21 protein-coding genes are annotated in these 22,582 nt (G+C 56.2%); 15 read left to right on the forward strand and 6 right to left on the reverse strand.

The window, feature by feature from the left end:
- Positions 1-27 precede the first annotated feature (27 nt).
- Complete coding sequence (locus BLL42_RS15580) at positions 28-909, forward strand: ABC transporter permease subunit (RefSeq protein WP_174553360.1); 882 nt, start codon at positions 28-30, stop codon at positions 907-909.
- Positions 906-1,796, forward strand: a complete 891-nt coding sequence (locus tag BLL42_RS15585; RefSeq protein WP_071552897.1) for an ABC transporter permease subunit — start codon at positions 906-908, stop codon at positions 1,794-1,796. Before BLL42_RS15580 ends, BLL42_RS15585 begins: the two co-directional genes overlap by 4 nt.
- Positions 1,797-1,897: 101 nt before the next feature.
- On the opposite strand, the gene BLL42_RS15590 is transcribed toward BLL42_RS15585, so the two are convergent.
- Positions 1,898-4,309 (reverse strand): penicillin acylase family protein, encoded by a 2,412-nt coding sequence (locus BLL42_RS15590; protein ID WP_071552898.1) that lies wholly within the window; start codon positions 4,307-4,309, stop codon positions 1,898-1,900.
- A gap of 396 nt (positions 4,310-4,705) precedes the next feature.
- Between BLL42_RS15590 and BLL42_RS15595 the strand changes: the two genes are divergently transcribed.
- From BLL42_RS15595 to BLL42_RS15615, 5 genes are all read left to right on the forward strand, one after another.
- Positions 4,706-5,836 carry an acyl-CoA dehydrogenase family protein gene (locus BLL42_RS15595; RefSeq protein WP_071552899.1) on the forward strand — a complete coding sequence of 377 codons (1,131 nt, stop codon included), beginning with the start codon at positions 4,706-4,708 and terminating at the stop codon, positions 5,834-5,836.
- 324 nt (positions 5,837-6,160) lie between these two features.
- Positions 6,161-7,489: an aminotransferase family protein gene (locus tag BLL42_RS15600; RefSeq protein ID WP_071552900.1), complete on the forward strand. Its 1,329-nt coding sequence runs from the start codon at positions 6,161-6,163 to the stop codon at positions 7,487-7,489.
- On the forward strand, positions 7,473-7,883 hold the full coding sequence (locus BLL42_RS15605) for a thioesterase family protein (protein ID WP_071552901.1): 411 nt from the start codon (positions 7,473-7,475) through the stop codon (positions 7,881-7,883). The genes BLL42_RS15600 and BLL42_RS15605 overlap by 17 nt, the downstream gene beginning before the upstream one ends.
- A gap of 233 nt (positions 7,884-8,116) precedes the next feature.
- On the forward strand, positions 8,117-9,463 hold the full coding sequence (locus BLL42_RS15610) for a preATP grasp domain-containing protein (RefSeq protein ID WP_071552902.1): 1,347 nt from the start codon (positions 8,117-8,119) through the stop codon (positions 9,461-9,463).
- Entirely contained in the window at positions 9,463-10,665 is a 1,203-nt protein-coding gene (locus BLL42_RS15615; RefSeq protein ID WP_071552903.1) for an MFS transporter, read from the forward strand. Before BLL42_RS15610 ends, BLL42_RS15615 begins: the two co-directional genes overlap by 1 nt.
- A 161-nt stretch (positions 10,666-10,826) precedes the next feature.
- Here the strand turns inward: BLL42_RS15615 and BLL42_RS15620 are convergent, their stop codons facing one another.
- Positions 10,827-11,405 (reverse strand): DUF6436 domain-containing protein, encoded by a 579-nt coding sequence (locus BLL42_RS15620; RefSeq protein ID WP_071552904.1) that lies wholly within the window; start codon positions 11,403-11,405, stop codon positions 10,827-10,829.
- A gap of 109 nt (positions 11,406-11,514) precedes the next feature.
- Here BLL42_RS15620 and bipL point away from each other — a divergent pair, with 109 nt between their 5' ends.
- Complete coding sequence (gene bipL, locus BLL42_RS15625; RefSeq protein WP_071552905.1) at positions 11,515-12,468, forward strand: phospholipase BipL; 954 nt, start codon at positions 11,515-11,517, stop codon at positions 12,466-12,468.
- A gap of 72 nt (positions 12,469-12,540) precedes the next feature.
- On the opposite strand, the gene BLL42_RS15630 is transcribed toward bipL, so the two are convergent.
- Positions 12,541-13,293 carry a DUF2059 domain-containing protein gene (locus BLL42_RS15630; RefSeq protein ID WP_071552906.1) on the reverse strand — a complete coding sequence of 251 codons (753 nt, stop codon included), beginning with the start codon at positions 13,291-13,293 and terminating at the stop codon, positions 12,541-12,543.
- A 132-nt stretch (positions 13,294-13,425) separates the two neighbouring features.
- Here BLL42_RS15630 and BLL42_RS15635 point away from each other — a divergent pair, with 132 nt between their 5' ends.
- Both BLL42_RS15635 and BLL42_RS15640 read left to right on the forward strand, forming a co-directional pair.
- Positions 13,426-14,058, forward strand: a complete 633-nt coding sequence (locus BLL42_RS15635) for a 2OG-Fe(II) oxygenase (RefSeq protein ID WP_071552907.1) — start codon at positions 13,426-13,428, stop codon at positions 14,056-14,058.
- Positions 14,059-14,060: 2 nt separating this feature from the next.
- Complete coding sequence (locus BLL42_RS15640) at positions 14,061-14,555, forward strand: 2-thiouracil desulfurase family protein (protein WP_071552908.1); 495 nt, start codon at positions 14,061-14,063, stop codon at positions 14,553-14,555.
- Positions 14,556-14,647: 92 nt separating this feature from the next.
- Here BLL42_RS15640 and BLL42_RS15645 read toward each other — a convergent pair whose 3' ends face one another.
- Positions 14,648-15,421 (reverse strand): transporter substrate-binding domain-containing protein, encoded by a 774-nt coding sequence (locus BLL42_RS15645; RefSeq protein ID WP_071552909.1) that lies wholly within the window; start codon positions 15,419-15,421, stop codon positions 14,648-14,650.
- 132 nt (positions 15,422-15,553) lie between these two features.
- Here BLL42_RS15645 and BLL42_RS15650 point away from each other — a divergent pair, with 132 nt between their 5' ends.
- Positions 15,554-15,991 carry a DUF4399 domain-containing protein gene (locus BLL42_RS15650; protein ID WP_071552910.1) on the forward strand — a complete coding sequence of 146 codons (438 nt, stop codon included), beginning with the start codon at positions 15,554-15,556 and terminating at the stop codon, positions 15,989-15,991.
- Between the two features lie 60 nt (positions 15,992-16,051).
- Here BLL42_RS15650 and serA read toward each other — a convergent pair whose 3' ends face one another.
- A complete protein-coding gene (gene serA, locus BLL42_RS15655; RefSeq protein WP_071552911.1) occupies positions 16,052-17,281 on the reverse strand; it encodes a phosphoglycerate dehydrogenase in 1,230 nt (409 codons plus the stop codon).
- Positions 17,282-17,484: 203 nt separating this feature from the next.
- Here serA and BLL42_RS15665 point away from each other — a divergent pair, with 203 nt between their 5' ends.
- Positions 17,485-18,879, forward strand: coding sequence for a D-2-hydroxyglutarate dehydrogenase (locus BLL42_RS15665; protein ID WP_071552912.1), 1,395 nt, complete (start codon positions 17,485-17,487; stop codon positions 18,877-18,879).
- Positions 18,880-18,916: 37 nt separating this feature from the next.
- Positions 18,917-19,582 (forward strand): fumarylacetoacetate hydrolase family protein, encoded by a 666-nt coding sequence (locus BLL42_RS15670; protein WP_071552913.1) that lies wholly within the window; start codon positions 18,917-18,919, stop codon positions 19,580-19,582.
- Between the two features lie 54 nt (positions 19,583-19,636).
- Here BLL42_RS15670 and rpiA read toward each other — a convergent pair whose 3' ends face one another.
- Complete coding sequence (gene rpiA / locus BLL42_RS15675) at positions 19,637-20,308, reverse strand: ribose-5-phosphate isomerase RpiA (RefSeq protein WP_071552914.1); 672 nt, start codon at positions 20,306-20,308, stop codon at positions 19,637-19,639.
- 227 nt (positions 20,309-20,535) lie between these two features.
- Here rpiA and ilvA point away from each other — a divergent pair, with 227 nt between their 5' ends.
- Both ilvA and BLL42_RS15685 read left to right on the forward strand, forming a co-directional pair.
- Positions 20,536-22,050 carry a threonine ammonia-lyase, biosynthetic gene (ilvA, locus tag BLL42_RS15680; RefSeq protein WP_071552915.1) on the forward strand — a complete coding sequence of 505 codons (1,515 nt, stop codon included), beginning with the start codon at positions 20,536-20,538 and terminating at the stop codon, positions 22,048-22,050.
- Between the two features lie 39 nt (positions 22,051-22,089).
- Positions 22,090-22,515, forward strand: coding sequence for a DUF2269 family protein (locus tag BLL42_RS15685; protein WP_071552916.1), 426 nt, complete (start codon positions 22,090-22,092; stop codon positions 22,513-22,515).
- Positions 22,516-22,582: the final 67 nt, after the last annotated feature.

Consider the following 22,582-nt stretch of genomic DNA (forward strand, 5'->3'; position numbering starts at 1 on the left):
AAGCTCAAGCGCCAACTCAGTCGAATAATTCCCGGTGGCCGTCATCTGGTCATCGGGGTTCCGTTCATCTGGCTGTTCATGTTCTTCATGCTGCCGTTCTTCATCGTCCTGAAGATCAGCTTCGCTGAAGCCGACGTGGCCATTCCGCCGTACACCCAGATCTACAGCTTCGTCGATCAGAAGATCCAGTTGCTGCTGAATCTGGGCAACTACACGATGCTGGGCGACGACGAGTTGTACATCGCCGCCTACCTCGGCTCGTTGAAAATGGCGTTCTTCAGCACCCTTCTCTGTTTGCTGATCGGCTACCCGATGGCCTACGCCATCGCCAGTGCGCGCAAAGAGATGCAGACCGTGCTGGTGCTGCTGATCATGATGCCGACCTGGACCGCAATCCTGATCCGCGTGTATGCGTGGATGGGCATTCTCAGCAACAACGGTCTGCTCAACGGCTTTCTGATGTCGATGGGCTGGATCAACGAGCCGCTGCAGATCCTCAACACCAACCTGGCGGTCTATATCGGTGTGGTCTACTCGTACCTGCCGTTCATGATCCTGCCGCTCTATGCCAACCTCGTGAAGCACGACACCAGCCTGCTGGAAGCCGCATCGGACTTGGGTTCGAGTACCTTCAACAGCTTCTGGAAGATCACCGTTCCATTGTCGAAAAACGGCATCATCGCAGGCTGCATGCTGGTGTTCATCCCTGTAGTGGGTGAGTTCGTGATCCCGGAACTGCTGGGTGGTCCGGAAACCTTGATGATCGGTAAAGTGCTCTGGCAAGAGTTCTTCAACAACCGTGACTGGCCGGTGGCGTCTGCCCTGGCGGTGGTGATGCTGGCGATCCTGATTGTGCCGATCATTCTGTTCAACCGCAGTCAGGCCAAGGAAATGGAGGGTAAAGAATGAAGCGCGTCCGTTTCTCCAGCCTGATGCTGGTGCTTGGCCTGTTGTTCATCTACCTGCCGATGCTGATCCTGGTGATCTACTCGTTCAACGCCTCGAAACTGGTGACGGTCTGGGGCGGCTGGTCGATTAAGTGGTACGTCGGTCTGCTGGACAACAGCCAACTGATGGGCTCGGTGGTGCGTTCGCTGGAAATCGCCTGCTACACCGCGATTGCGGCGGTAGCGCTGGGCACCCTGGCCGCCTTCGTGCTGACCCGCGTCACCCGCTTCAAGGGCCGTACACTGTTCGGTGGCCTGGTCACCGCGCCGCTGGTGATGCCGGAAGTGATCACCGGTCTGTCGCTGTTGCTGCTGTTCGTGGCGATGGCGCAGATGATCGGCTGGCCGCAGGAACGGGGCATCGTCACCATCTGGATCGCCCACACCACGTTCTGCGCGGCCTATGTGGCGGTGGTGGTGTCGGCGCGCTTGCGTGAGCTGGACCTGTCCATCGAAGAGGCGGCCATGGACCTCGGTGCACGGCCGTGGAAGGTGTTCTTCCTGATCACCATCCCGATGATCGCGCCCTCGCTGGCGGCGGGCGGCATGATGTCGTTCGCCCTGTCGCTGGACGATCTGGTGCTGGCGAGCTTCGTCTCCGGACCGGGTTCCACGACGTTGCCGATGGAAGTGTTCTCGGCCGTGCGTCTGGGCGTGAAACCTGAGATCAACGCCGTGGCGAGCCTGATTCTGCTGGCGGTGTCGATCGTGACCTTCATGGTCTGGTTCTTCAGCCGCCGTGCTGAAGAAAGTCGCAAACGTGCGATCCAGCAAGCCATCGAAGAGGGCGCTGCGGACTCCTGGAAGCAACCGGACGTACGCCGCGCACAGGCGCCGGAAGCGGTTTAAGCCCGGTAGCCAAAAAAGATCGCAGCCTGCGGCAGCTCCTACGGAATCGGGTTAACACTCGGTCATTGTAGGAGCCGCCGTAGGCTGCGGTCTTTTGATCTTTATTGCGCCACCCGCGCCGGCAACAGCTTCAAGGTGCTGCGGGTGTTGGCCGTTACCTCTTCCTCGTTGAAATGCGCCTCTTGGTAGACGCCTTCGATATAGGCTTCGGCCTGGTCATCGTAGTGTGAATCGAACGGTACGCCGCTTTGGCCGACCGGGTTGATGGTCAGGCCGTGCGCCGGGTCGGCGAAGTCGATGATCCGTCGGGTCGATGGGCCGTAGGTCACTGGCCACGGCGCGGGGCCGATTTTGGCCGAGAGGTTGTTCGGCACTTCGTGGCTGCCGGGGGCCTCGAACGGGCCGACGTTGAAGATTCGGTCCAGCGGCTTTTGCATGCCCAGCGGATGGCCATGGGTCAGGGTGTGGGCCTCGCCCCATAGCCATTGCGACGGGTCAGGGCCGAGGGTGGTTTTCAGGTGGGCGATAGCTGCCTGCCACGCGGCTTTGACGATGTCGGCGCGGGTTTCCTTGCCGAGCGTATGGTGGTTGTCCCACCACGGAGAATCCGGTGAGGCGGCCAACCGCGGTAACGCGGCATCGATCACGCGGGTCAAGAGCAGTGTCTCGAAAAAGCTGTCGCCGAGCTTGTCGTGAAACGCCCCATCAGTGAGGTTGAACACGAACTGGTTGAACAGTGTGGCGCTGGTGGAGTTCAGCGGGTAATCGCCTTTCCACTTGGCCAGTTGCTCCACCAGCATCAACTCTTGCGGGTCGCCGACCACTTCACGCAGTACCGGTAACAGGGGGGCCAGCAGGCGAGGGCCGTAGCCGGTGGTGGTGCCCAGTTGCAGTTTTTGGCTGGCGTCGATGTCCCACTTCACGCTCTTGTCGCTGAGCTGGCGGTTGAGCTGCTGACCGCGATCCGGCAGGTTGTAGTAGCCAGGGATCTCCATGCCTGTTGGCGAAACCGGCTGGAAGTTCGCCGAGACGATGTAGCCGCGTGCCGGATTTTCTTCCTGCGGGTTGGCGCTGAACGGATAAAAACCTTCCTTGTCAGCCTGATTGGTGCTGCCGTCGAGTATGAACTCCGGTTTGACCCCGGCCGGACGCTTGGGCAGTTGTGCCGCCGCCCACCAGCCAATGTCACCCTTGGCATTCGCCCAGACGATGTTCAGCCCCGGTGCATGAACCTTGGCCGCCGCCGCGCGGGCCTTGGCCAGAGTGTCGGCACGATTGAGCTGGTAGAAGCCTTCGAGGATCGGGTTCTGGGTTTCGAGAAACGCCCACCACATGGCGATCGGCGTCTTGCCGACACTGGCACCGAGTACATCGTTGATGATCGGACCGTGGGGCGATTGACGCAGCATCAACGTGACCGACGCCTGGCCCTTCACGGCAATCTGCTGTTCGGTATTGACCAGGTCGACCCACTTGCCGTGATACCAGACCTGGTTGGCGTTGTCCGGGTTGACCTTCTCGGCGATCAGGTCGAGGTCGTCGTTCTGGAACATGGTCAGGCTCCAGCCGAAGTCCAGGTTGTGGCCGAGGAAGGCAAAAGGCACCAAGGCCTGATGGTGCCCGTAGAGCTCGAAACCCGGCGCCGACAGTTGCGCTTCGTACCACACTGACGGCGTCGAAAAACGAATGTGCGGATCACCGGCCAGCAGCGGTTTGCCACTTTGGGTGCGCGTACCGGAAATCACCCAGGCATTACTGCCCTCGAACTGTGGCAGGCCGTTGTCGGCCAACGCTTGCTCACTCAGGCGAGCAATGGCGTTGAGGTCTTTCCAGTCAGTGGCGGAGAGCACTGGGGCTTTGCTGGACTGACGCTTGGCCAGCACGCCTTTGGGCTGCCAATCGAGGTCGAAGATATTCAGGTAGTCGCTGCCCAGTTGGTCGCGCACATAGGTCAGCAACGGTTCGGTGCGAAACGCCGCGGCAAAGCTGTAGGCCATGTAGCCGGCGACGCTGACGCTGTCTTCAGCGGTGAACGCCCGCTTATGGATGCCCAGTACGTCGAACTCCATCGGCGCGGCGTGGCTGTCCTGATACTGGTTGATCCCGTCCAGATAGGCTTGCAGTGCCTTCCACGCTGGGGACTGGCGGTCGAGTGCGGCCACGTAGCTTTCGGCGCGCTCGCGGATGCGCAGGCTGCGGAACAGTTTGTCGGTGTCGATCAGTTTTGGCCCGAGGACTTCGGCTAGCTCACCACGGGACAGGCGTCGCATCATTTCCATCTGGAACAGCCGGTCCTGGGCGTGCACATAACCGAGGGCGCGATAGAGGTCGGTTTCGTTCTCGGCGCGAATATGCGGCACACCGCGTTCGTCGTAGCGCACCGTCACCGAGCCTTGCAGGCGTTGCAGTTCCACCTGGCCCTGACGCGTCGGTTGCTTGCTGTAGACGTACCAGCCAGCGCCTGCCGCGAGGACGACAAGTAGCAGGGCCAATAGGGTCAGGACGCGTTTCATGGTGACTCCTTGAGATGCTACTGATTTTTTGTTTTGTGAGTCTATTGGCTAATACATAGGGGATAAAGTGCTTTGTGCATGGCGTTATTGGTATTAATTCATGGTTTGTAGGATCAATCCTTCGCTTATATGGTCCTGGTACTACGAATAAGTGTGTTGATCAATTGTGTTGGTGGGGTTATAACTAGTTATGTCGGTGTGTGCTGATTATATATAAGGCTGAGTGTTAAACTTAATAAGTTGCTTGCTCCAGTATGGGGTTAATCGCTGTTTTCGGTGGTCGGCCTATATAAGAGGTGCGTGGATTATTAATAAATTTCTGCGATTTAAAGCTCGGCTGTAGTTGTATCGGATATACGCCAAACCTTGTCGGCATCAGTTTAAGGAGCGAACTTTGTGAAAATACCTTCAAAAGAACAGCTATGCCTTATCGGAAATGCAATCGCAGAACGCGCCATGGCTAATGATAGGGACGCTACGCTAGATAGTGAAGCTTGGCGGGCGCTCGCAGGTTTAAACATCTGGCGTATACCGGTAAACGCCGAATATGGTGGCTTTGGCGGAAACTGGAGGGAATGCATCGAATGCATAGATGCCGTAGCGAAAACATGCCAAGACGCTGGTTTTTTGATAACCATGCTGGGACACGTTGGCTCAATAAAATTACTGGCTGACCACGGATCTGCTGCACAAAAGGATAAATGGCTTCCTCGTTTATTGGCCGGTGAAATCGCAGTGACAGCAATGACTGAAAAGTCAGGTGGGTCCGACCTTTCGAAGATGAAAGTAACCGCCAGCAAGACTTTAAAAGGGCTCAGTTTGAATGGTACTAAGACTCATATTACCAACGCGCCAGTTGCCGCTATGGGAATGATTGCTGGGCGTTTCGCTGGGTTAAATCCTAAAAAGGACATAACACTATTTTTTGTTGATTTTGATGAGGAAGGATTGGCGATAGGCGAAACAGAGAATAACTTAGGTATTCGGACAAGTCCAACTGCCGATATCGATTTTAAAGAAGTACTAATTGGCGATATAAATATTATTGGAGAGCCTGGCGATGGAATGTCTATACTTTATCAGATCATTTCATTTGAACGTGCGCTGTATGGCATTATTGCCGCCGGACTAACCGATGGAATGCTTTCGCTTACTCTGGGGCGCGCAATGTCGAGGCAAGCGTTTGGCAAGAATTTGGCAGATTATCAATATATACAGCGGCGCATCACGGACATGAAGATGTCCTCGGTAGTTTGCCGAAGCCTGACCTATCAAGCGCTATCTTTACTTGAGGATAACTCTCCAGACGCTTCTATCGCATGCTCAGTGACAAAGTATCACGCTGGAGAATTGTTTTTTCGGGCCGCTGAAGATATGGTTCAGATATATGGGCATGTAGGATTTATGAATAATTTGATAAGTAAGTACCTCCGTGATGCGGCTGGGTTGCGTATAGCAGGAGGTACGAGCGATATTCAGAGGGTAAATATATTCAACCAACTTGCTAGGCAGTACGCGCAACGCTAACTGCTCGGCTGCAGAGGAATTCGTCGTTCAATTGGAGCATCTTTGCCGCCTATGCATAGGCAATTTTTCCTGCTGAAGTTAGCTCGACACGCGTAGGGTGTCGGAGTAGTAGTTACTGGCCAATGAGCTCTTCCAGTTTCTTGGTCTTTAGACTTATAGCAGGTTGGCTCTAAGTATTCGCCTTAGTAAGGCTGCCAGTTTCGTACGCAAATACAAACGTACGAAGGAGATCCATATCAGCATTGACTAACGTCATTTTGCGAAAAATCGCTTTATGTTGATAATCAAAAAAATTCAATATTTTGACTAAAGTAGAGGCTCCGTATGTCTATGCTCTACCCTCACCATTTATTGAAAATGAAAGAAGCGTCGGAAGCGAAAGGCAGCACTATCTGGACGACTGATGGGCACAAAATCCTGGACGGCTGCTCTGGTGCAATCGCATGCTCAATCGGCCATGGGAATGAGTATGTTGCATCCGAAATGGCCAAACAAACCGCTGCACTGAGCTTCTCCTACCGGACACAATTCAGAAATTCGCCCTGTGAAAAATTGGCGGCTAGGCTGACTATGCGACTTGGATATGCATCCGCGTTTTTTGTTAATAGCGGTTCGGAAGCAGTGGAGGCCGCTGTTCGTACAGCACAACAGTATTGGCAAGCTAAAGGGGAGTCCGCAAAACTCCTAATCTTAAGCCGGAAATTGAGTTATCACGGTAGTACTGGTGCGTCACTCGCGCTTTCTGGCCATTGGACCAGAAGGAGGTCGGTCATTGGGTTGCCCACGCGCCCGACGCTGCCAACGCCTTACTGCTACCGTTCTGCGTTTCCAGAGTCGCCACAGGACTACGGTTACCGCTGTGCGAAAGCACTTGAGACTGAGATAGGAGAACTAGGCGCCTCAAATGTTGCTGCTTTCCTCTTGGAGCCCATCACTGGCGCATCGGGTGCCGCCATAGTCCCTCCGCCCGGGTATCTGGAAGAAGTGGCAGCCATATGTAATAGAAACGATGTATTGCTGATAGTTGATGAGGTGCTGACGGGCTTAGGTCGGGCCGGGTATTGGCTGGCTCAGGAATTAGGAAATGTCAAAGCTGATATTGTTTGCGTCGGCAAAGGCCTCAATGCCGGCTACTGGCCTATTTCAGGAATTTTACTGAACGCAGAGATTACCTCGGTAATCTCTGATGTGCCTGGGGGCTATAACTATGGTCATACTCATTCGGGCCACCCAGTAGGCGCGGCTGTGGCCAATGCGGTTCTAGATCTATTAGAAGGCGAATGTCTAGTTGAGCGGACACTTCAAAGCGGAAAGATAATTCGAGACCAACTTACCGACCTGACTAAAGACAATCCTTTCATAGGTGAGGTGCGAGGCTCAGGCCATTTTTGGGGCTTGGAGTTGGTAAGGGATAGAGACACTCGAGAAACATTTACGCCGACCGTGAACGCTAGTGGTCGCTTCGTAAATGATGCCCTAGAAAAGGGTTTACTGCTTTACCCCTCAGCCGGATTCGCAGCACAACATCATGGTGACGCTATTATTTTTGCACCACCTCTGAATATATCCCCTAGCGACTTTGCACAGATGATTGAAATACTTTCAAAAACAATAAAAGACTATAGGCCGGAAAACAATGACACTCCAAGATAAAATAGGAACATGCGGAACCATAGAGCATATTGTTTGCGCAAAGGATCTCGCTACCGCCTGGAAGAATAATGTCCCTGTTTTAGCTACGCCGACTCTACTGTGGCTGGCGGAGCTCGCGGCAATGAAGGCGATAGAAGGTACTGTCCCTGACGGAGCTATGACGGTGGGTGTGTCTCATACTATGAAACACCTCGCGCCAACACCAATGGAATTCAAGGTGATGATCGAGGCAAAAGTAACAGTAATAACAGGGCGGCTGGTTACTTTCAATATAACAGCGCATGACGGCAATGAACTAGTTTTAGTAGGTACTCATGAGCGCGCCGTCATTGACCGTGATCGTTTCTTGGCTAGGGTAGAGAAAAAGGCAATTACGAATAAACAACCTATTTGAAGGAGGTAACATGGTCGGTAGCACTACAGATGTCGCTGGTGGTGTCATTCCAGTCAAAAATTACGAAGTGCTGCAATAGGAAGGTGTATTGGCAGTGTATGTCCATGGGGAAGAGTTATGCTTTGCCGCTGACGACCTGTTGTCGCAACTTATTGATGTTGTAAATGCTGCATCCGTTGATCAGTCTCGAAAAGTACTAAAATAATAACGTCTACTAACATTTCAGGTGATTTATGCCCAGCAAGATAATAATATGCAATGTCGATAACGAGTGTATGCTGGGCGACATTGGGTCTGTCCCGCGGGCGGTATTCGAATCTACGGCCATTATCTCATTTAGACTGCTTTGGCTTGCTAAAGTAGGTGATGTAGTGATTTTGCCGCGTGCGCCATCTCCTGAGTTTATCGAATACATAAAAAAATTATCCGGCATTGACTTCTCAGCGGTTAGGTTTGTAGTTCCGGAGCAAATTTCAAACTCAAGAGCCTCGATAACTGGGGAGATTCTTTTATCGTCTGCTGTATTGGCACAAGTTAGGGAGGCATTGGCGACTACTGATGCCACTAAGTGGCATTTACTTCCCTATTACTTTACGCCCGCTGTAGGTCGATTTGGGCGTGAAATTGCGCAAGATTTTTCTCTCACACAACCGCCATTCAACTCAGAGGGTGGCGCGGAGCTTTTAAATCAAAAGACAGTGTTTCGTAAAATTGCGGCAGGAATTGGCGTGCCGTTTGCGGTGGGCATAGTTGTGAACGGTTTTGATGAGCTTTTGTCCGCTGTCGAACTCCTTTTGGGTTATACCGGGACGGTTATAATTAAGCAGGATAAAAGTGGTGGTGGTGAGGGTAACTACGCAATTACTTCAACTGAATATTGTCAGTTCAAAGGGGTGAGCAAAGTTCTACAGATTTTAAATTTTAGCACTGCTGAAGCCTCAAGAGTGGTCATCAATGAATTGGCTACAAAAGGTAATGAAGCACTCACTGTTGAGGTCTATTACGGTACACAAGCTGTGGTCTATAGTGAATATCACCTCGACGAGAACCGATCTGTTGATTATCTAAATCATGGTGTCATGAGGATGTGGCCGTTATGGTCAGGCTTTGAGATACCTGGCAGCATACCTGCCAAAGCCCAATCGGACTTTATCCATCAATCTACCAAGCTGGCTATGCTTGCGAATGAGCTTGGGTATTGTGGTCATTTGAATATTGACGCTATTGTGACGGACTCTGGAGAGGTTGTTTTTACTGAAATAAACGGCAGGACTGGCGGGTGTACTCATGTCCATGTTGTGGCTCAGCATCTAATAGGTTGCAATTATCTTAATACGCATCAGATTTCTACGTTTAATAAAGCCTTCGTGCGCTCATTGCCGGATTATCTGGATCTTTTAACCGAGCACGCGTTACATTTTTCAAGGCAAACAGGACGAGGCGTCGTAGTTCTCTCATCTGACCAGCGCGGAGAGATAGTAGCGTTAGAGTTGATGTTCGTTGGAGTCGACTTGGACGATGTCTCAAAAATTGAGAGTATAGCTCGAATGTTGGCTGAGTCTATCAGAGTGCCATATTAATGACCGCTTCAATCGGTAGGCGTTCGGGGCTTCTATACTTTGTGTTGGCAGTTCAAGCGTTAGTTAATGCAGCTTCATTTATTTCCATCCCGTTGCTTGCGCTTTACCTGCTAAAGGATCTTGGGTATAGCGCATACGTTATGGGAGCTGTTTTAACTACGTTGCTCGTGTTCACACGGTTATCTCCGCTGTTCACCGGCGCTTTAGCGGATCGTTGGGGTTATAAGCGCTTTGTTCTGGCTGGGCTTTGTGTGAGATTTATCGGGTTTGCTTTAGTAGGTGTCCAGTCCGAAGCAGTGATTTTTGTCGGCGTTGCGCTTATCGGTCTCGGCGGAAGTTTATATGAGTCTGGGACTTATGGTTATCTGGCGCATGTCAATAAGTTCCGCTCCAACGTTTTTTATCTAAACAACCAGGCCCTTAATCTAGGTGTCATAGCAGGGCCCATATTAGCGTTTTTTGTACCTCACGACGGATATGGGATGTTCTTTATCGCGAGCGCTTTCGCATTCCTGGGCTTGGCGATAGTCTCTATATTCGTGTTTCCTAATGATGATCAGGTTGGAAGGTCGAATTTGCGGCCGTCGTTCAAAGACTTGGCAACTGACTTTTACAAAGATAAAATTTTCTTGTTGTTTAATATTATCAGCATTCCATGGTGGTTTTTATTTAGTCAGCTATATGTTCTGTTGCCTCTTGCATTTAGTAAGAAAATAACTTCTGGCGGGAATGAGCTTATAATCTACGTCATTAATGGCGTTGTAGGAATTTCATTGACACTGCTTCTGCTTAGAAGGATGAGCTTCGCTTCGCCGCTAAAGCTCATGATTGTAGGTCATTCAATTCTCGCATGCGCTTATTTGATTCCACTAATAAACAATTCGGCAAGCATTTTCCTGTTAATGGTAGTGGTGTTTTCAATTGGGGAGACACTCATTATGCCAGCGATGGATAGTTTCGTTGCAAAGATTGCTCCTGTTGGCCGAGAAGCGAATTATTTTGGTATCGCTAATATTCCGTGGATTGTCGGGGCGTCCGCGGGAAATATGATAGGTGGAAAACTGTTCGAAGTTGTAGATGGAATGATACCTTGGATATTCATGAGTGCGCTGGCTGTTAGTGGTGCCTTGATGTCACTATTCTTTTTGGCATGGTTGAAAACCAATCAGGCAATTGACGTAGCTGGCCGACGATTGGCTTAGTCATTACATCGATATGCCGGGCAGTGGTGTTTCTGGCGAGCAGAAAGATATCGGGAGCACAGCTTCGGGTATCAATTTTCGGCTTTGGAGGTAGGGATTGAGATGCACGACCATACCAAGAAGAGCAACAGTTTGATCATTAGTTTATAGCTGTGGCTCTGCTACGGTTGGTGCGAAGTCCATGAACAGTAGCAGCCCACCGCGAGGGTATGCGTGGCATTCACCGCTCGCCCTTCGCTCAGGGCTTGCAGGATCGGTTCGATAAAGCTGTTGCTGGAGTTGCAGGTCAGCCCTTCGCTGTACGGCCCGAAATACGCCAGTTTGCCGCTACGGTCCCAGATCGCGACCGCCGGGCTTACGGGGATTTGCTCAGAACCTGGCAGGGTGTCGAGGATTTTCAGGCCGCTCAAGGTGCTGGGTAACTGACCCTGACTGCCGGGCTTCTGGACCGCGTAAAACTCAACGCCTTGTGGCGCAAAGTGCTCAAGCAGTTCGGCCAGGTGCTGTTGATTGCCGACGTTGCACGGGCAGGCCGGGTCCCAGAAATGCACGACCCGAATCGCGCCGGGGCCGGCCAGATTGGCGGGAAGGCTAAGCGGATCTCCGGAAAACACCGCCGTGTGTGAGCTGAACGCCCGCAGGTAGCGTCCCTGAAACCAGTCATAGGCGGCCCACAGCACGCCGGCGCACACAAGGGCGAGCAGGCTGGCAAGCAGTGTCGTGCGGTAGTGCGGGCGCATACGGAACCATCCTCGAAGGTCGCGTAGCTTGCCATGCTTGCCGCGACAGATGAATATCGCAGGCCCATAAAGTCTGTTTTGCGCTCCGCGCTTTGCCTGGAAACCCGTCATGCCTGCCACCTTCAACCCCGATCATCTGCGTGCCAGCCTGCGGCCCTTGGCCGAGGCGCAGCCGTTGTCGGAGGAAGCGCAGGCCTATCAGCACTTTTATGGGCTGGATTTCCCGCAGCGCAGTGTGCCGGTCAAACGCGGGCTTGGCAGTTTCAAGGTCGGTGGCTATCAGTTGGTCAGCCAGGTCTGGTGGCCGCAGCGGGCGGTGGCAACGATGTTCGTGTTCCACGGTTTCTACGATCACATGGGCCTTTATCGGCATGTGATCGAATGGGCGCTGGATCAGGGGTTCGTGGTGATTGCCTGTGATTTGCCGGGGCACGGGTTGTCCAGCGGCGAGCGCGCGAGCATCGAGGATTTCGCCGAGTATCAGGCGGCGCTGCAAGGCTTGTTCGATGAGGCGCACTCTCTGGACCTGCCGCAGCCGTGGCACCTGTGCGGGCAGAGTACGGGCGGCGCGATTGTCATCGACCATGTGCTGAACGCAGGCGCAGACAGCCCGGCGCAAGGGCAGGTGGTGCTGCTTTCGCCGCTGGTTCGGCCGCGCTCCTGGGGCTGGTCGCACTTCAGCTACTGCCTGATGAAGCCTTTCGTCAAAGGCATTGCCCGGCGATTCAGCGAGAACACCAACGACCCGGCGTTCTTGCCATTCCTGCAAGCCGATCCGCTACAGCCGCTGCGTTTGCCAACCGCCTGGGTCGGGGCACTGGCTCGGTGGATCAAGCGTATCGAAGCGGCTCCGCGCAGCAGTCGTCGGCCACTGATCGTCCAGGGGCAAGCGGACATGACGGTGGATTGGGAGCACAACCTTGAAGTCCTGGGGGGCAAGTTCGATCGGCCGCAGGTGTTGAAGCTGCCCGAGGCCCGCCATCATCTGGCGAATGAAACCCCGGCGTTGCGCCAGGAGTATTTCGGGTTTTTGACCAAGCGGATGAGTCGTCAGAACAGGTAAAGCAAGATCAAAAGATCGCAGCCTGCGGCAGCTCCTACGGGGGTACGCGATCTTTTCCGACGCAACGCTATGTCATTGAGCCAGGCTCGACGTACTTTGCCCCACCGCCAAGCCCGCCCGAATCGCCGCCAACGCCGCCTGATAGTAAGCCTTGCCTTCAGTCGACTCGGCAAACGTGGCGAACTCTTCCAATTCGTTATCCGACAAGTCGCGATACACGTAGAGCAACGTGTTGTTCAGGTCGGAGCCGATCTGTTCCATCAAGCGCTGACGCTGGCCGTTCAGCATGCCTTGGGCCTGACCGCCGCCGAGCAGGCCGGGGATCATCTGGCTCAGGCTGTCGGCCGCCACGCCGGCAATCGCCAGGCTGACTTCAGCCCCGGCTTCGCGCGCCGGCAGTGCCTGGGCCAAATGACCAATGATCAACTGGCGGGTATCGCTGGCGTCGACTTTCGGCAGGCCTTTGGCGTTCTTCGCCAACTGGTCGCGGCGGGTCGCCAGCAGTTCGGCGGCGATGATCTTGCGGCCCAATGGCGACTGGAAAAACGCCAGCGCAGGCGCAGGGTTGGCGAGGTTTTTACGCAGTTGCGCTTCGGCCCGACGGTCCATGGCCTGCGGGGCAAAGCGCTGATTGCTGTTATTGACCAGAGCCTGAAACACCGCGGGCGGCAGGCTGCTTTGGTAGCGTTGCTGGGCGGCAGTGAGGGCATCGTTAAAATGCGCGCGTTGGTCTGGCCAACCGGCGACCTTGTACAACTGGTCGTGGCCGTCTGCCCAAGCGGGCAAAGTGCAGAGCATCAACAGTGAAAAAAGCAAACGGCGCATAAGGACTCCTGTCAGCAGGCGACTATTCTCCGGGGCCGGACACAGGTTGTCGAGAATTCGTATCAGGTTCGTCACCTTATTCGACGATCCTCCGCTACACGGCTCTGTCGGATTTTCTGGCGCAGGAATACTATGCGCGCCATGCAAATACCCTCTGATCATCCGCTGCTGTTACGTATCGTCGACGACCTGGCTACACACGGCTGGTCGCAGCAGAATATTTTCCTGCCCCTGAGTCTGACCCGGGAGCTGGCGGCTGAGTGCCGTAAACGTGCAGCCGAGGGCGAGCTGGCGCCAGCGGCAGTCGGGCGCGGGCCTTTCTCGGAGATTCGCGAAGGCATTCGTGGTGACCATATTCAGTGGCTTGAGCCCGGGCAAGACGCCGCCTGCGACAGCTATCTGGGATTGATGGACAGCCTGCGCGAGGCGATGAACCGTGGTTTGTTTCTCGGTCTTGAGGATTTCGAAAGCCATTTCGCGCTATACCCGCCGGGCGCTTTCTACCTCAAGCACGTCGACCGCTTTCGCGATGACGACCGGCGGATGGTTTCGGCAGTAATCTACCTCAATGACGCCTGGCTGCCGGAGCATGGCGGCCAGTTGCGGATGTATCTGGAGGAGGGCATTGAGCACGATGTGGTGCCTACCGGCGGTTGTCTGGTGGTGTTCCTGTCGGGCGAAGTGCCCCATGAAGTCCTGCCCGCGACCCGCGAGCGCCTGTCCTTGACGGGCTGGTTTCGCCGGCGCGGCAACGAGCCGTTCTGATCATGCAGAAAATTCTGGTGAGTCGTTGTCTGTTGGGCCACCGTGTGCGTTACGACGGCGGGGCCAGTGGGCCGTTCAATCAGCTGGAACAGTGGATCGCCGAAGGTCGGGTGATCCCTTTGTGTCCGGAAGTCGCGGGCGGTTTGCCAACGCCACGGGCGGCGGCCGAGATTCCTGGCGGGCAAGGGGTTCAGGTGCTCGACGGTACAGCGCGGGTGATCACGGCCGAGGGCGAGGATGTCAGCGCCGAGTTTCTTTCGGGCGCCCATCAGGCACTGGAACGGGTGCAAAAACACGCGATCCGTATCGCCGTGCTCAAGGCCAACAGCCCGTCCTGCGGCAACCTGCTGACCTATGACGGGACCTTCAGCGGGGTCAAAGTCAGCGGCGAGGGCGTCACCGCTGCCTTGCTGATCCGCAATGGGGTGCAGGTGTTCAGCGAGTTGGAGTTGGCTGAGGCTGCTATCGCACTGGCTGCGTTAAACGTCAGTCCGTAGGAGCTGCCGAAGGCTGCGATCTTTTGATCTTTGCCATGCGTTGTCGGCAGGAAAGATCGCGGCCTGCGGCAGCTCCTACGGTACGGCAGGCCTTAAGGTATCGGCGGCTGACTCGCGTCCATGCCAAACCATTTCTCCGACAGCGCCATCAATCGGCCGTCTGCCTTGATCCGTTGCAGGGCTCGGTCGAGGCTGGCCTGGAATGCCGGGTTACCCTTCTGAAACGGAATCGCCAGGCTCAGGGTCGGACCGACCTTGGCACCTTCTTTCACCGGTAGACGACTGTCGCGGATGGCGTAGGGGATCAGCAAGCGATCGCTGATGGCTGCGTCGATCTGTTTGTCTGCCACGTCTTTGAGCGGCTGCTGCGCGTCGGGATAGCTGCGCAGGTCAATGCCTTCAACGCCTCGCGCCTGTTCGACGAACTGGCTGCCTTGCGCCACCCCCAGGGACTGGCCCTTGAGCTCCAGCAAAGTGCCGAGCGGGCGTTGTTCTTCCTGGCGCACGATCAATTGTGCGCTTGAATAACTATAAGGCTCGCTGAAGTCGAAACGATCCTTGAGTTCCGGAGTCAGTGCTATGTGGTTGATGGCGACGTCGTACTTGCCGCTCTCGACCCCCGGCAGCAGATCGCTTGAATCGGTGACAACGAAGTCGGCGCGCACATCCAGTTCGTTGGCCAGCAGTTGGCCCAGTTCGACTTCGAAGCCGCTGAGCTTGCCGTCTTCCTTGAAATTGAACGGTGGTGTGTTGGCTTCAAGCGCAATGCGCAACTCGCCACGGTCGTTTATATCGTCGATCAGTTCAGCATGAGCAAAAGGGCTCACAAGGGGCAGCAACAGTATCAGGCCAGGCAGAAAGCGCATGGTCACTCCTTGAATTCATTATGTGCGACGCGCTGTTTCGGTGCGCTTTGCTATGGTGTTGAGGTGCTTCGACAACGAATTGCTACGAAGTTGTCACAACCGTAGAGATTAAGTTCAAAACTGGAGAAAAGAATGAAAACCTTTATGTCACGTGCAGTTCTCGCCGGTCTGATGCTCAGCGCTTCGATGCTGGCGAGCGCCGCGGATGTCCCCCGCACCAAGGCCCCTGAGGGTGCGAAGGTGTATATCGTTTCCCCGGCGGACGGTGCGACCGTGGATAAAACCTTCAAGGTCAGATTCGCGGTTGAAAACATTGCCCTGGCGCCGGCCGGCGATCAGACCGCACATACCGGCCACCACCACCTGCTGATCGACGTCGCCCAATTGCCGGCCGAGAACATGCCGATCCCGGCGGACGCCAACCACCTGCATTTCGGCAAAGCCCAGACCGAAACCGACGTGACCCTGACGCCGGGCAAACACACCTTGCAACTGGAACTGGGCGACAAAAATCACGTGCCGTTCGATCCGCCGATCATCTCGAAAAAGATCACCGTGACCGTGAAGTAAGTTTTTCCAGGCATGAAAAAGGGAGACCCGAGGGTCTCCCTTTTCATTGACGCTTGAGCGTTAGAACAGCACGCGGCAACGAATGGTGCCGTTGATGTGCTGCAGCTTCTCTTGCGCCAGGTCCGAGTATTCGGCGTCGACGTCGATCACGACGTAGCCGACTTTCTCGTTGGTCTGCAGGAACTGACCGGAAATGTTGATACCGTTTTCGGCGAAAACCTTGTTGATCTCGCTCATCACACCCGGGATGTTCTGGTGGATGTGCAGCAAACGGTGCTTGCCAGGGTGAGCCGGCAGGGCCACTTCCGGGAAGTTGACCGAGGACACCGACGTACCGTTGTCGCTGTACTTGACCAGCTTTTCAGCCACTTCCAGGCCGATGTTGGCTTGCGCTTCAGCGGTGGAGCCGCCGATGTGCGGGGTCAGGATCACGTTGTCCAGGCCACGCAGCGGGCTTTCGAACTCTTCGTCGTTGGAGCGTGGCTCCACCGGGAATACGTCGATGGCCGCGCCGATCAGGTGCTTGTCCTTGATCGCGTCCGCCAGGGCGTCCAGCTCGACCACGGTGCCGCGAGCGGCGTTGATCAGGATCCCGCCCTTCTTGATGGCGCGGATTTCTTTCTCGCCCATCATCCACTGGGTGGCAGCGGTTTCCGGTACGTGCAGGGTCACGATGTCGGACATGCCCAGCAGCTCGTGCAGGTTGCCGACCTGGGTGGCGTTACCCAGTGGCAGCTTGGTCACGGTGTCGTAGAAGTAAACCTGCATGCCGAGGCCTTCAGCCAGGACCGACAGTTGTGTGCCGATCGAGCCGTAACCGACGATACCCAGCTTCTTGCCGCGGATTTCAAAGGAGTTGGCCGCGCTTTTGATCCAGCCACCACGGTGGCAGGAAGCGTTTTTCTCAGGGATGCCGCGCAGCAACAGGATCGCTTCAGCCAGCACCAGTTCGGCCACCGAACGGGTGTTGGAGTACGGTGCGTTGAAGACAGCGATGCCGCGTTCGCGAGCAGCGTTGAGGTCGACCTGGTTGGTGCCGATGCAGAAACAGCCAACAGCCACCAGTTTCTTCGCGTGATCGAAGATCTCTTCGGTCAGTTGAGTGCGGGAGCGAATGCCGATGAAGTGAGCATCAGCGATCTTTTCCTTCAGCTGGGCTTCCGGCAGAGAACCCGTCAGGTACTCGATGCTGGTGTAGCCCGCCGCCTTGAGGACGTCGACAGCCGATTGGTGGACGCCTTCGAGAAGAAGGAACTTGATCTTGCTCTTATCGAGAGAAGTCTTGCTCATCTGCGTAAACCTGTGTCCCGGAGAAAAATGGCAGGAAATGGTCAACAGAGGCTGACCCGAACGGCAAGAATGCCGTTACCGCAGAATAGCCTTTGGGCACTACCCTGCGGGGTCGGTATGCTAGCATATGCACCCCGTAAACACTCATTCCTACGACGTGAAGCGTACTCAGGATGACCATGAAATGTTCGAGAGTTCTGTCGATGACCAATCCCGCCCTGATTGAAGAGCTGAAGACCCTGGTTGAGCCTGGCAAGGTACTGACCGATGCCGACTCCCTGAATGCTTACGGTAAGGATTGGACCAAGCATTTCGCCCCGGCCCCGACGGCTATCGTGTTCCCCAAGACCACCGAGCAGGTCCAGGCCATCGTCCGCTGGGCGAATGAGCACAAGATTGCGCTGGTGCCGTCTGGCGGACGCACCGGACTGTCGGCTGCTGCCGTGGCGGCCAATGGCGAAGTGGTCGTGTCCTTCGACTATATGAACCAGATTCTCGACGTGAACCTGACCGACCGCACTGTGGTCTGCCAGCCGGGCGTGGTCACCGAGCACTTGCAGAACGTGGCCGAAGAAAAAGGCCTGTACTACCCGGTGGACTTCGCTTCCGCCGGTTCCAGCCAGATTGGCGGCAATATCGGCACCAATGCCGGCGGGATCAAGGTTATTCGCTACGGCATGACCCGTAACTGGGTCGCTGGCATGAAAGTCGTGACCGGCAAGGGTGACCTGCTGGAACTGAACCGCGACCTGATCAAGAACGCCACCGGCTACGACATGCGTCAGCTGTTCATTGGCGCTGAAGGCACCCTGGGTTTCGTGGTTGAAGCGACCATGCGCCTTGATCGCGCTCCGAAAAACCTTACCGCGATGGTTCTCGGCACTGCCGACTTCGACTCGATCATGCCGGTGTTGCACGCGTTCCAGAGCAAGCTCGACTTGACCGCGTTCGAGTTCTTCTCCGATAAGGCGCTGGCCAAAGTCCTCGCGCGCGGCGACGTGCCGGCGCCGTTCGAATCCGATTGCCCGTTCTACGCGCTGCTGGAATTCGAAGCGACCACTGAAGAAGTGGCCAACCATGCGCTGGAAACTTTCGAGCACTGCGTTGAAGAAGGCTGGGTGCTCGATGGCGTGATGAGCCAGAGCGAATCGCAGCTGCAAAACCTCTGGAAGCTGCGCGAATACATCTCCGAGACCATTTCCCACTGGACGCCGTACAAGAACGACATTTCGGTCACAGTCTCGAAAGTCCCGGCATTCCTGAAGGAAATCGACGCGATCGTCGGTGAGCACTACCCGGATTTCGAAATCGTCTGGTTCGGCCACATCGGCGACGGCAACCTGCACTTGAACATCCTCAAACCGGAAAACCTCAGTAAGGATGAGTTCTTCGCCAAGTGCGCGACCGTCAACAAGTGGGTGTTCGAAACCGTCGAGAAGTACAACGGCTCGATCTCCGCCGAGCACGGCGTGGGCATGACCAAGCGTGACTACCTGACGTACAGTCGCTCGCCGGTTGAAATCGAATACATGAAAGCCGTCAAAGCGGTGTTCGACCCGAACGGCATCATGAACCCGGGCAAAATTTTCGCTGTTTGAACCCGCTGTACCTGATGAATCAATGAGGGAGTCGGTAATGAGCTATCAGCACCAGTATGTCGACGGTACGCGTATCCATTTTCCGATCGGGAAAGTGGTGTGCATCGGGCGTAACTACGCCGAACACGCCAAGGAACTGGATAACCCGGTGCCGACCGAGCCGCTGTTGTTCATCAAGCCGGGCAGTTGCGTGGTGCCGCTGGACGGTGGTTTTGCGATTCCGACCGAGCGTGGCTCGGTGCACTACGAGGCAGAAATCGCCGTGTTGATCGGCAAGCCCTTGTCGACCAAACCGAGCCGCGAAGAAGTGCTGGATGCGATCTCCGGATTTGCCCCGGGGCTGGACCTGACCTTGCGCGACAAGCAGGCCGAGTTGAAATCCAAAGGTCTGCCGTGGGAAATCGCCAAGTCATTCGACGGCGCCTGCGTACTGGCACCGTTCGTGGTCAGCAGCACCTTCCCGGACCTGACCGACATTGGTATCCGCCTGACCATCAATGGTGAAGTTCGTCAGGACGGCAGCAGCAGCGCGATGCTCAACCCGATTGTGCCGATGATCCAGCACATGGCCGGCTGTTTCTCGCTGCAGGCCGGTGACGTGATCATGACCGGCACCCCGGTCGGCGTGGGTCCGTTGAACGTTGGCGATGAGCTGGTGCTGGAACTGCCGGGCGCCGGCAGCTTCAGCAGTAGTGTTCGCTAGGGATCTGGGGAGACACCCGTAGCCGCAGGCGTAATGTCCTGCGGCTTTTTGCGTTTATGCGCGCAGGGTTTTCACGCCTTCGCTCGTGCCCAGCAGCAGCACGTCTGCCGGACGGGCGGCGAACAGGCCGTTGGTGACCACGCCGACGATGGCGTTGATCTGCGTCTCAAGTTCAACCGGGTTGGTGATCTGCATATTGAAGACGTCGAGGATGATGTTGCCGTTGTCGGTCAACACGCCTTCGCGGTAAACCGGGTCGCCGCCCAGTTTCACCAGCTCGCGGGCCACGTGGCTGCGGGCCATCGGGATCACTTCGACTGGCAGTGGGAAAGCCCCCAGGACCGGCACCAGTTTGCTGGCGTCGGCGATGCAGATGAAGGTCTTGGCCACGGCCGCAACGATTTTCTCGCGGGTCAGGGCTGCGCCGCCGCCCTTGATCAGGTTCAGGTGCTCGTCGCTTTCATCGGCGCCGTCGACGTAGAACTCCAGGTCGCTGACAGTGTTGAGCTCATACACCGGAATCCCGTGGCCCTTGAGGCGCGCGGCGGTGGCTTCGGAGCTGGCAACCGCGCCGTCGAACGCGCCCTTGTGCAGGGCCAGCGCATCGATGAAGCAGTTGGCGGTGGAGCCGGTGCCCACGCCAACGATGCTTTTATCGTCAAGTTTGGGAAGGATAAAGTCGACGGCGGCCTGGGCTACTGCCTGTTTGAGTTGATCCTGGGTCATGCGGGCTCCGAAAGCGGGCAAGGGAGAACGGAAAGGCCGGCATTATAAGCGCCGGGGCAGGGAAGGTCATTGTCCGATTGGCGGGTCAAAAGATCGCAGCCTGTAGGAGCTGCCGAAGGCTGCGATCTTTTCCGGCGTCCTTAACACCATCTGTTTAGTGTGGTCGCCTGGCCGAAAGCCGGGTTAGACTCCTTGGCCCTGCCCAACCCGCTCAGTGATGCTTTCCGATGCTCGAACAGTACGTCAAGAAGATCCTCACCTCGCGCGTTTATGACGTTGCCGTAGAAACCCCATTGCAGACTGCTCGCCAGCTCTCCGAGCGGCTGGGCAATACTATTTGGCTCAAGCGCGAAGACTTGCAGCCGGTGTTCTCGTTCAAGATTCGCGGCGCTTACAACAAGCTGACCCAATTGAGCGATGAAGAGCGCGCCCGTGGAGTGGTCACCGCCTCGGCGGGTAACCACGCACAGGGCCTGGCGCTGGCGGCCAAGGTGTTGGGCGTGAAAGCGACCATCGTCATGCCCAAGACCACCCCGGAGATCAAGGTCGAAGGCGTGCGTTCACGCGGCGGCAAAGTGGTGCTGCACGGGGATTCCTTCCCGGAAGCCTTGGCCTACTCGCTGAAACTGGTCGACGAAAAGGGTTACGTCTACATCCACCCTTATGATGATCCGCACACCATTGCCGGGCAGGGCACCGTGGCGATGGAGATTCTGCGCCAGCACCCGGGTCCGCTTGATGCGATTTTCGTTCCGGTGGGCGGAGGCGGCCTGATTGCCGGGATCGCGGCGTACGTGAAGTACCTGCGGCCCGAGATCAAGATCATTGGCGTCGAGCCGGACGACTCCAACTGCCTGCAAGCGGCCATGGCGGCGGGCGAGCGTGTGGTGCTGCCGACCGTGGGGATCTTTGCCGATGGCGTGGCGGTGGCGCAGATCGGCCAGCACACCTTTGAAATCTGCAAAGACTACGTTGATGAAGTCATCACCGTCAGCACTGACGAGATCTGTGCGGCGATCAAGGATATTTACGACGATACCCGCTCGATCACTGAGCCTGCCGGCGCCTTGGGCGTGGCCGGGATCAAGAAGTATGTCGAACTGTATGGCGTGACCGGGCAGACCCTGGTGGCCATCGACTCCGGCGCCAACGTCAACTTCGACCGCTTGCGCCATGTCGCCGAACGCGCCGAGCTGGGTGAAGGCCGTGAAGCGATCATCGCCGTGACCATCCCGGAGAAACCGGGCAGCTTCAAGGCGTTCTGCGAAGCCATCGGCAAACGCCAGATCACCGAGTTCAACTACCGCTACAACACCGGCAGCGAAGCGCACATCTTTGTTGGCGTGCAAACGCACCCGGAAAACGATCCACGCAGCGCGCTGGTCGCCAGTCTGACCGAGCAGGGCTTCCCGGTGCTCGACCTGACCGACAACGAACTGGCCAAGTTGCACATTCGCCACATGGTGGGTGGCCGTGCGGCGCATGTTGTCGATGAAGTGGTGCTGCGCTTCGAATTCCCGGAGCGTCCGGGGGCGTTGTTCAACTTCCTCAACAAGCTTGGCGGGCGCTGGAACATCTCGATGTTCCACTACCGCAACCACGGCGCGGCCGATGGTCGGGTGGTCGCGGGCCTGCAAGTGCCGCACGAAGAGCGTCATCTGGTGCCGGCGGCGCTGGCAGAAATCGGTTACCCGTATTGGGATGAGAGCGACAACCCGGCGTATCAGCTGTTCCTTGGCTGAGCGTCTACGCTGATGGGCAGTCCATAAGGAAATTGAACCATGGAAACGTTAACCGCCCTGAAAGTGGCCCATGTCCTGGCAACGGTGCTGTTGCTGGCCGGTGCACTGGGTCTGGCGATCTGGGTCTGGCGCACTCGCCGCAATGGTGACGCGACGGCGCCCGCGCGCACCTTGCAACGGCCGTGGGTGTTTGTCTGGCTGGTGATGGGCCTGGCGTTGCTGAGCATGCCATTCACGGGATGGTGGATGGTGCATCTGGTGGGCTGGCCGCTGGGGCAGACCTGGATTCTGGTTTCCAGCATGATCTACACCGTCGGCGCGCTGGCGGTGTTCTGGCTGCTGGTGCGGCTTAACACGCTACGCACTGCACCGGGGGGCAGCGGCAAGTTTACGTTTGCCTTGGCGTTGTTCAGCTTTGTCTGTTTTATCGCGATTGCCGGGTTGATGGGCGCCAAGCCGGTTTAACCGGTAAAAGATCACAGCCTGCGGCAGCTCCTGCGTGGCATGTCTGTAGGAGCTGCCGCAGGCTGCG

It is taken from the genome of Pseudomonas frederiksbergensis, from assembly GCF_001874645.1.
In the GTDB taxonomy this organism is placed as follows: domain Bacteria; phylum Pseudomonadota; class Gammaproteobacteria; order Pseudomonadales; family Pseudomonadaceae; genus Aquipseudomonas; species Aquipseudomonas frederiksbergensis_B.

Coding starts and splice junctions, on each gene's coding strand:
- BLL42_RS15585 (WP_071552897.1), top strand. CDS start 906: ATGAAGCGCGTCCGTTTCTCCAGCCTGATGCTGGTGCTTGGCCTGTTG.
- rpiA (WP_071552914.1), bottom strand. CDS start 20,308: ATGACCCAGGATCAACTCAAACAGGCAGTAGCCCAGGCCGCCGTCGAC.
- BLL42_RS15645 (WP_071552909.1), bottom strand. CDS start 15,421: ATGCGCTTTCTGCCTGGCCTGATACTGTTGCTGCCCCTTGTGAGCCCT.
- BLL42_RS15670 (WP_071552913.1), top strand. CDS start 18,917: ATGAGCTATCAGCACCAGTATGTCGACGGTACGCGTATCCATTTTCCG.
- BLL42_RS15685 (WP_071552916.1), top strand. CDS start 22,090: ATGGAAACGTTAACCGCCCTGAAAGTGGCCCATGTCCTGGCAACGGTG.
- BLL42_RS15605 (WP_071552901.1), top strand. CDS start 7,473: ATGACACTCCAAGATAAAATAGGAACATGCGGAACCATAGAGCATATT.
- BLL42_RS15630 (WP_071552906.1), bottom strand. CDS start 13,293: ATGCGCCGTTTGCTTTTTTCACTGTTGATGCTCTGCACTTTGCCCGCT.
- BLL42_RS15600 (WP_071552900.1), top strand. CDS start 6,161: ATGTCTATGCTCTACCCTCACCATTTATTGAAAATGAAAGAAGCGTCG.
- BLL42_RS15610 (WP_071552902.1), top strand. CDS start 8,117: ATGCCCAGCAAGATAATAATATGCAATGTCGATAACGAGTGTATGCTG.
- BLL42_RS15650 (WP_071552910.1), top strand. CDS start 15,554: ATGAAAACCTTTATGTCACGTGCAGTTCTCGCCGGTCTGATGCTCAGC.
- ilvA (WP_071552915.1), top strand. CDS start 20,536: ATGCTCGAACAGTACGTCAAGAAGATCCTCACCTCGCGCGTTTATGAC.
- BLL42_RS15640 (WP_071552908.1), top strand. CDS start 14,061: ATGCAGAAAATTCTGGTGAGTCGTTGTCTGTTGGGCCACCGTGTGCGT.
- serA (WP_071552911.1), bottom strand. CDS start 17,281: ATGAGCAAGACTTCTCTCGATAAGAGCAAGATCAAGTTCCTTCTTCTC.
- BLL42_RS15615 (WP_071552903.1), top strand. CDS start 9,463: ATGACCGCTTCAATCGGTAGGCGTTCGGGGCTTCTATACTTTGTGTTG.
- BLL42_RS15665 (WP_071552912.1), top strand. CDS start 17,485: ATGACCAATCCCGCCCTGATTGAAGAGCTGAAGACCCTGGTTGAGCCT.
- BLL42_RS15635 (WP_071552907.1), top strand. CDS start 13,426: ATGCGCGCCATGCAAATACCCTCTGATCATCCGCTGCTGTTACGTATC.
- BLL42_RS15620 (WP_071552904.1), bottom strand. CDS start 11,405: ATGCGCCCGCACTACCGCACGACACTGCTTGCCAGCCTGCTCGCCCTT.
- BLL42_RS15590 (WP_071552898.1), bottom strand. CDS start 4,309: ATGAAACGCGTCCTGACCCTATTGGCCCTGCTACTTGTCGTCCTCGCG.
- bipL (WP_071552905.1), top strand. CDS start 11,515: ATGCCTGCCACCTTCAACCCCGATCATCTGCGTGCCAGCCTGCGGCCC.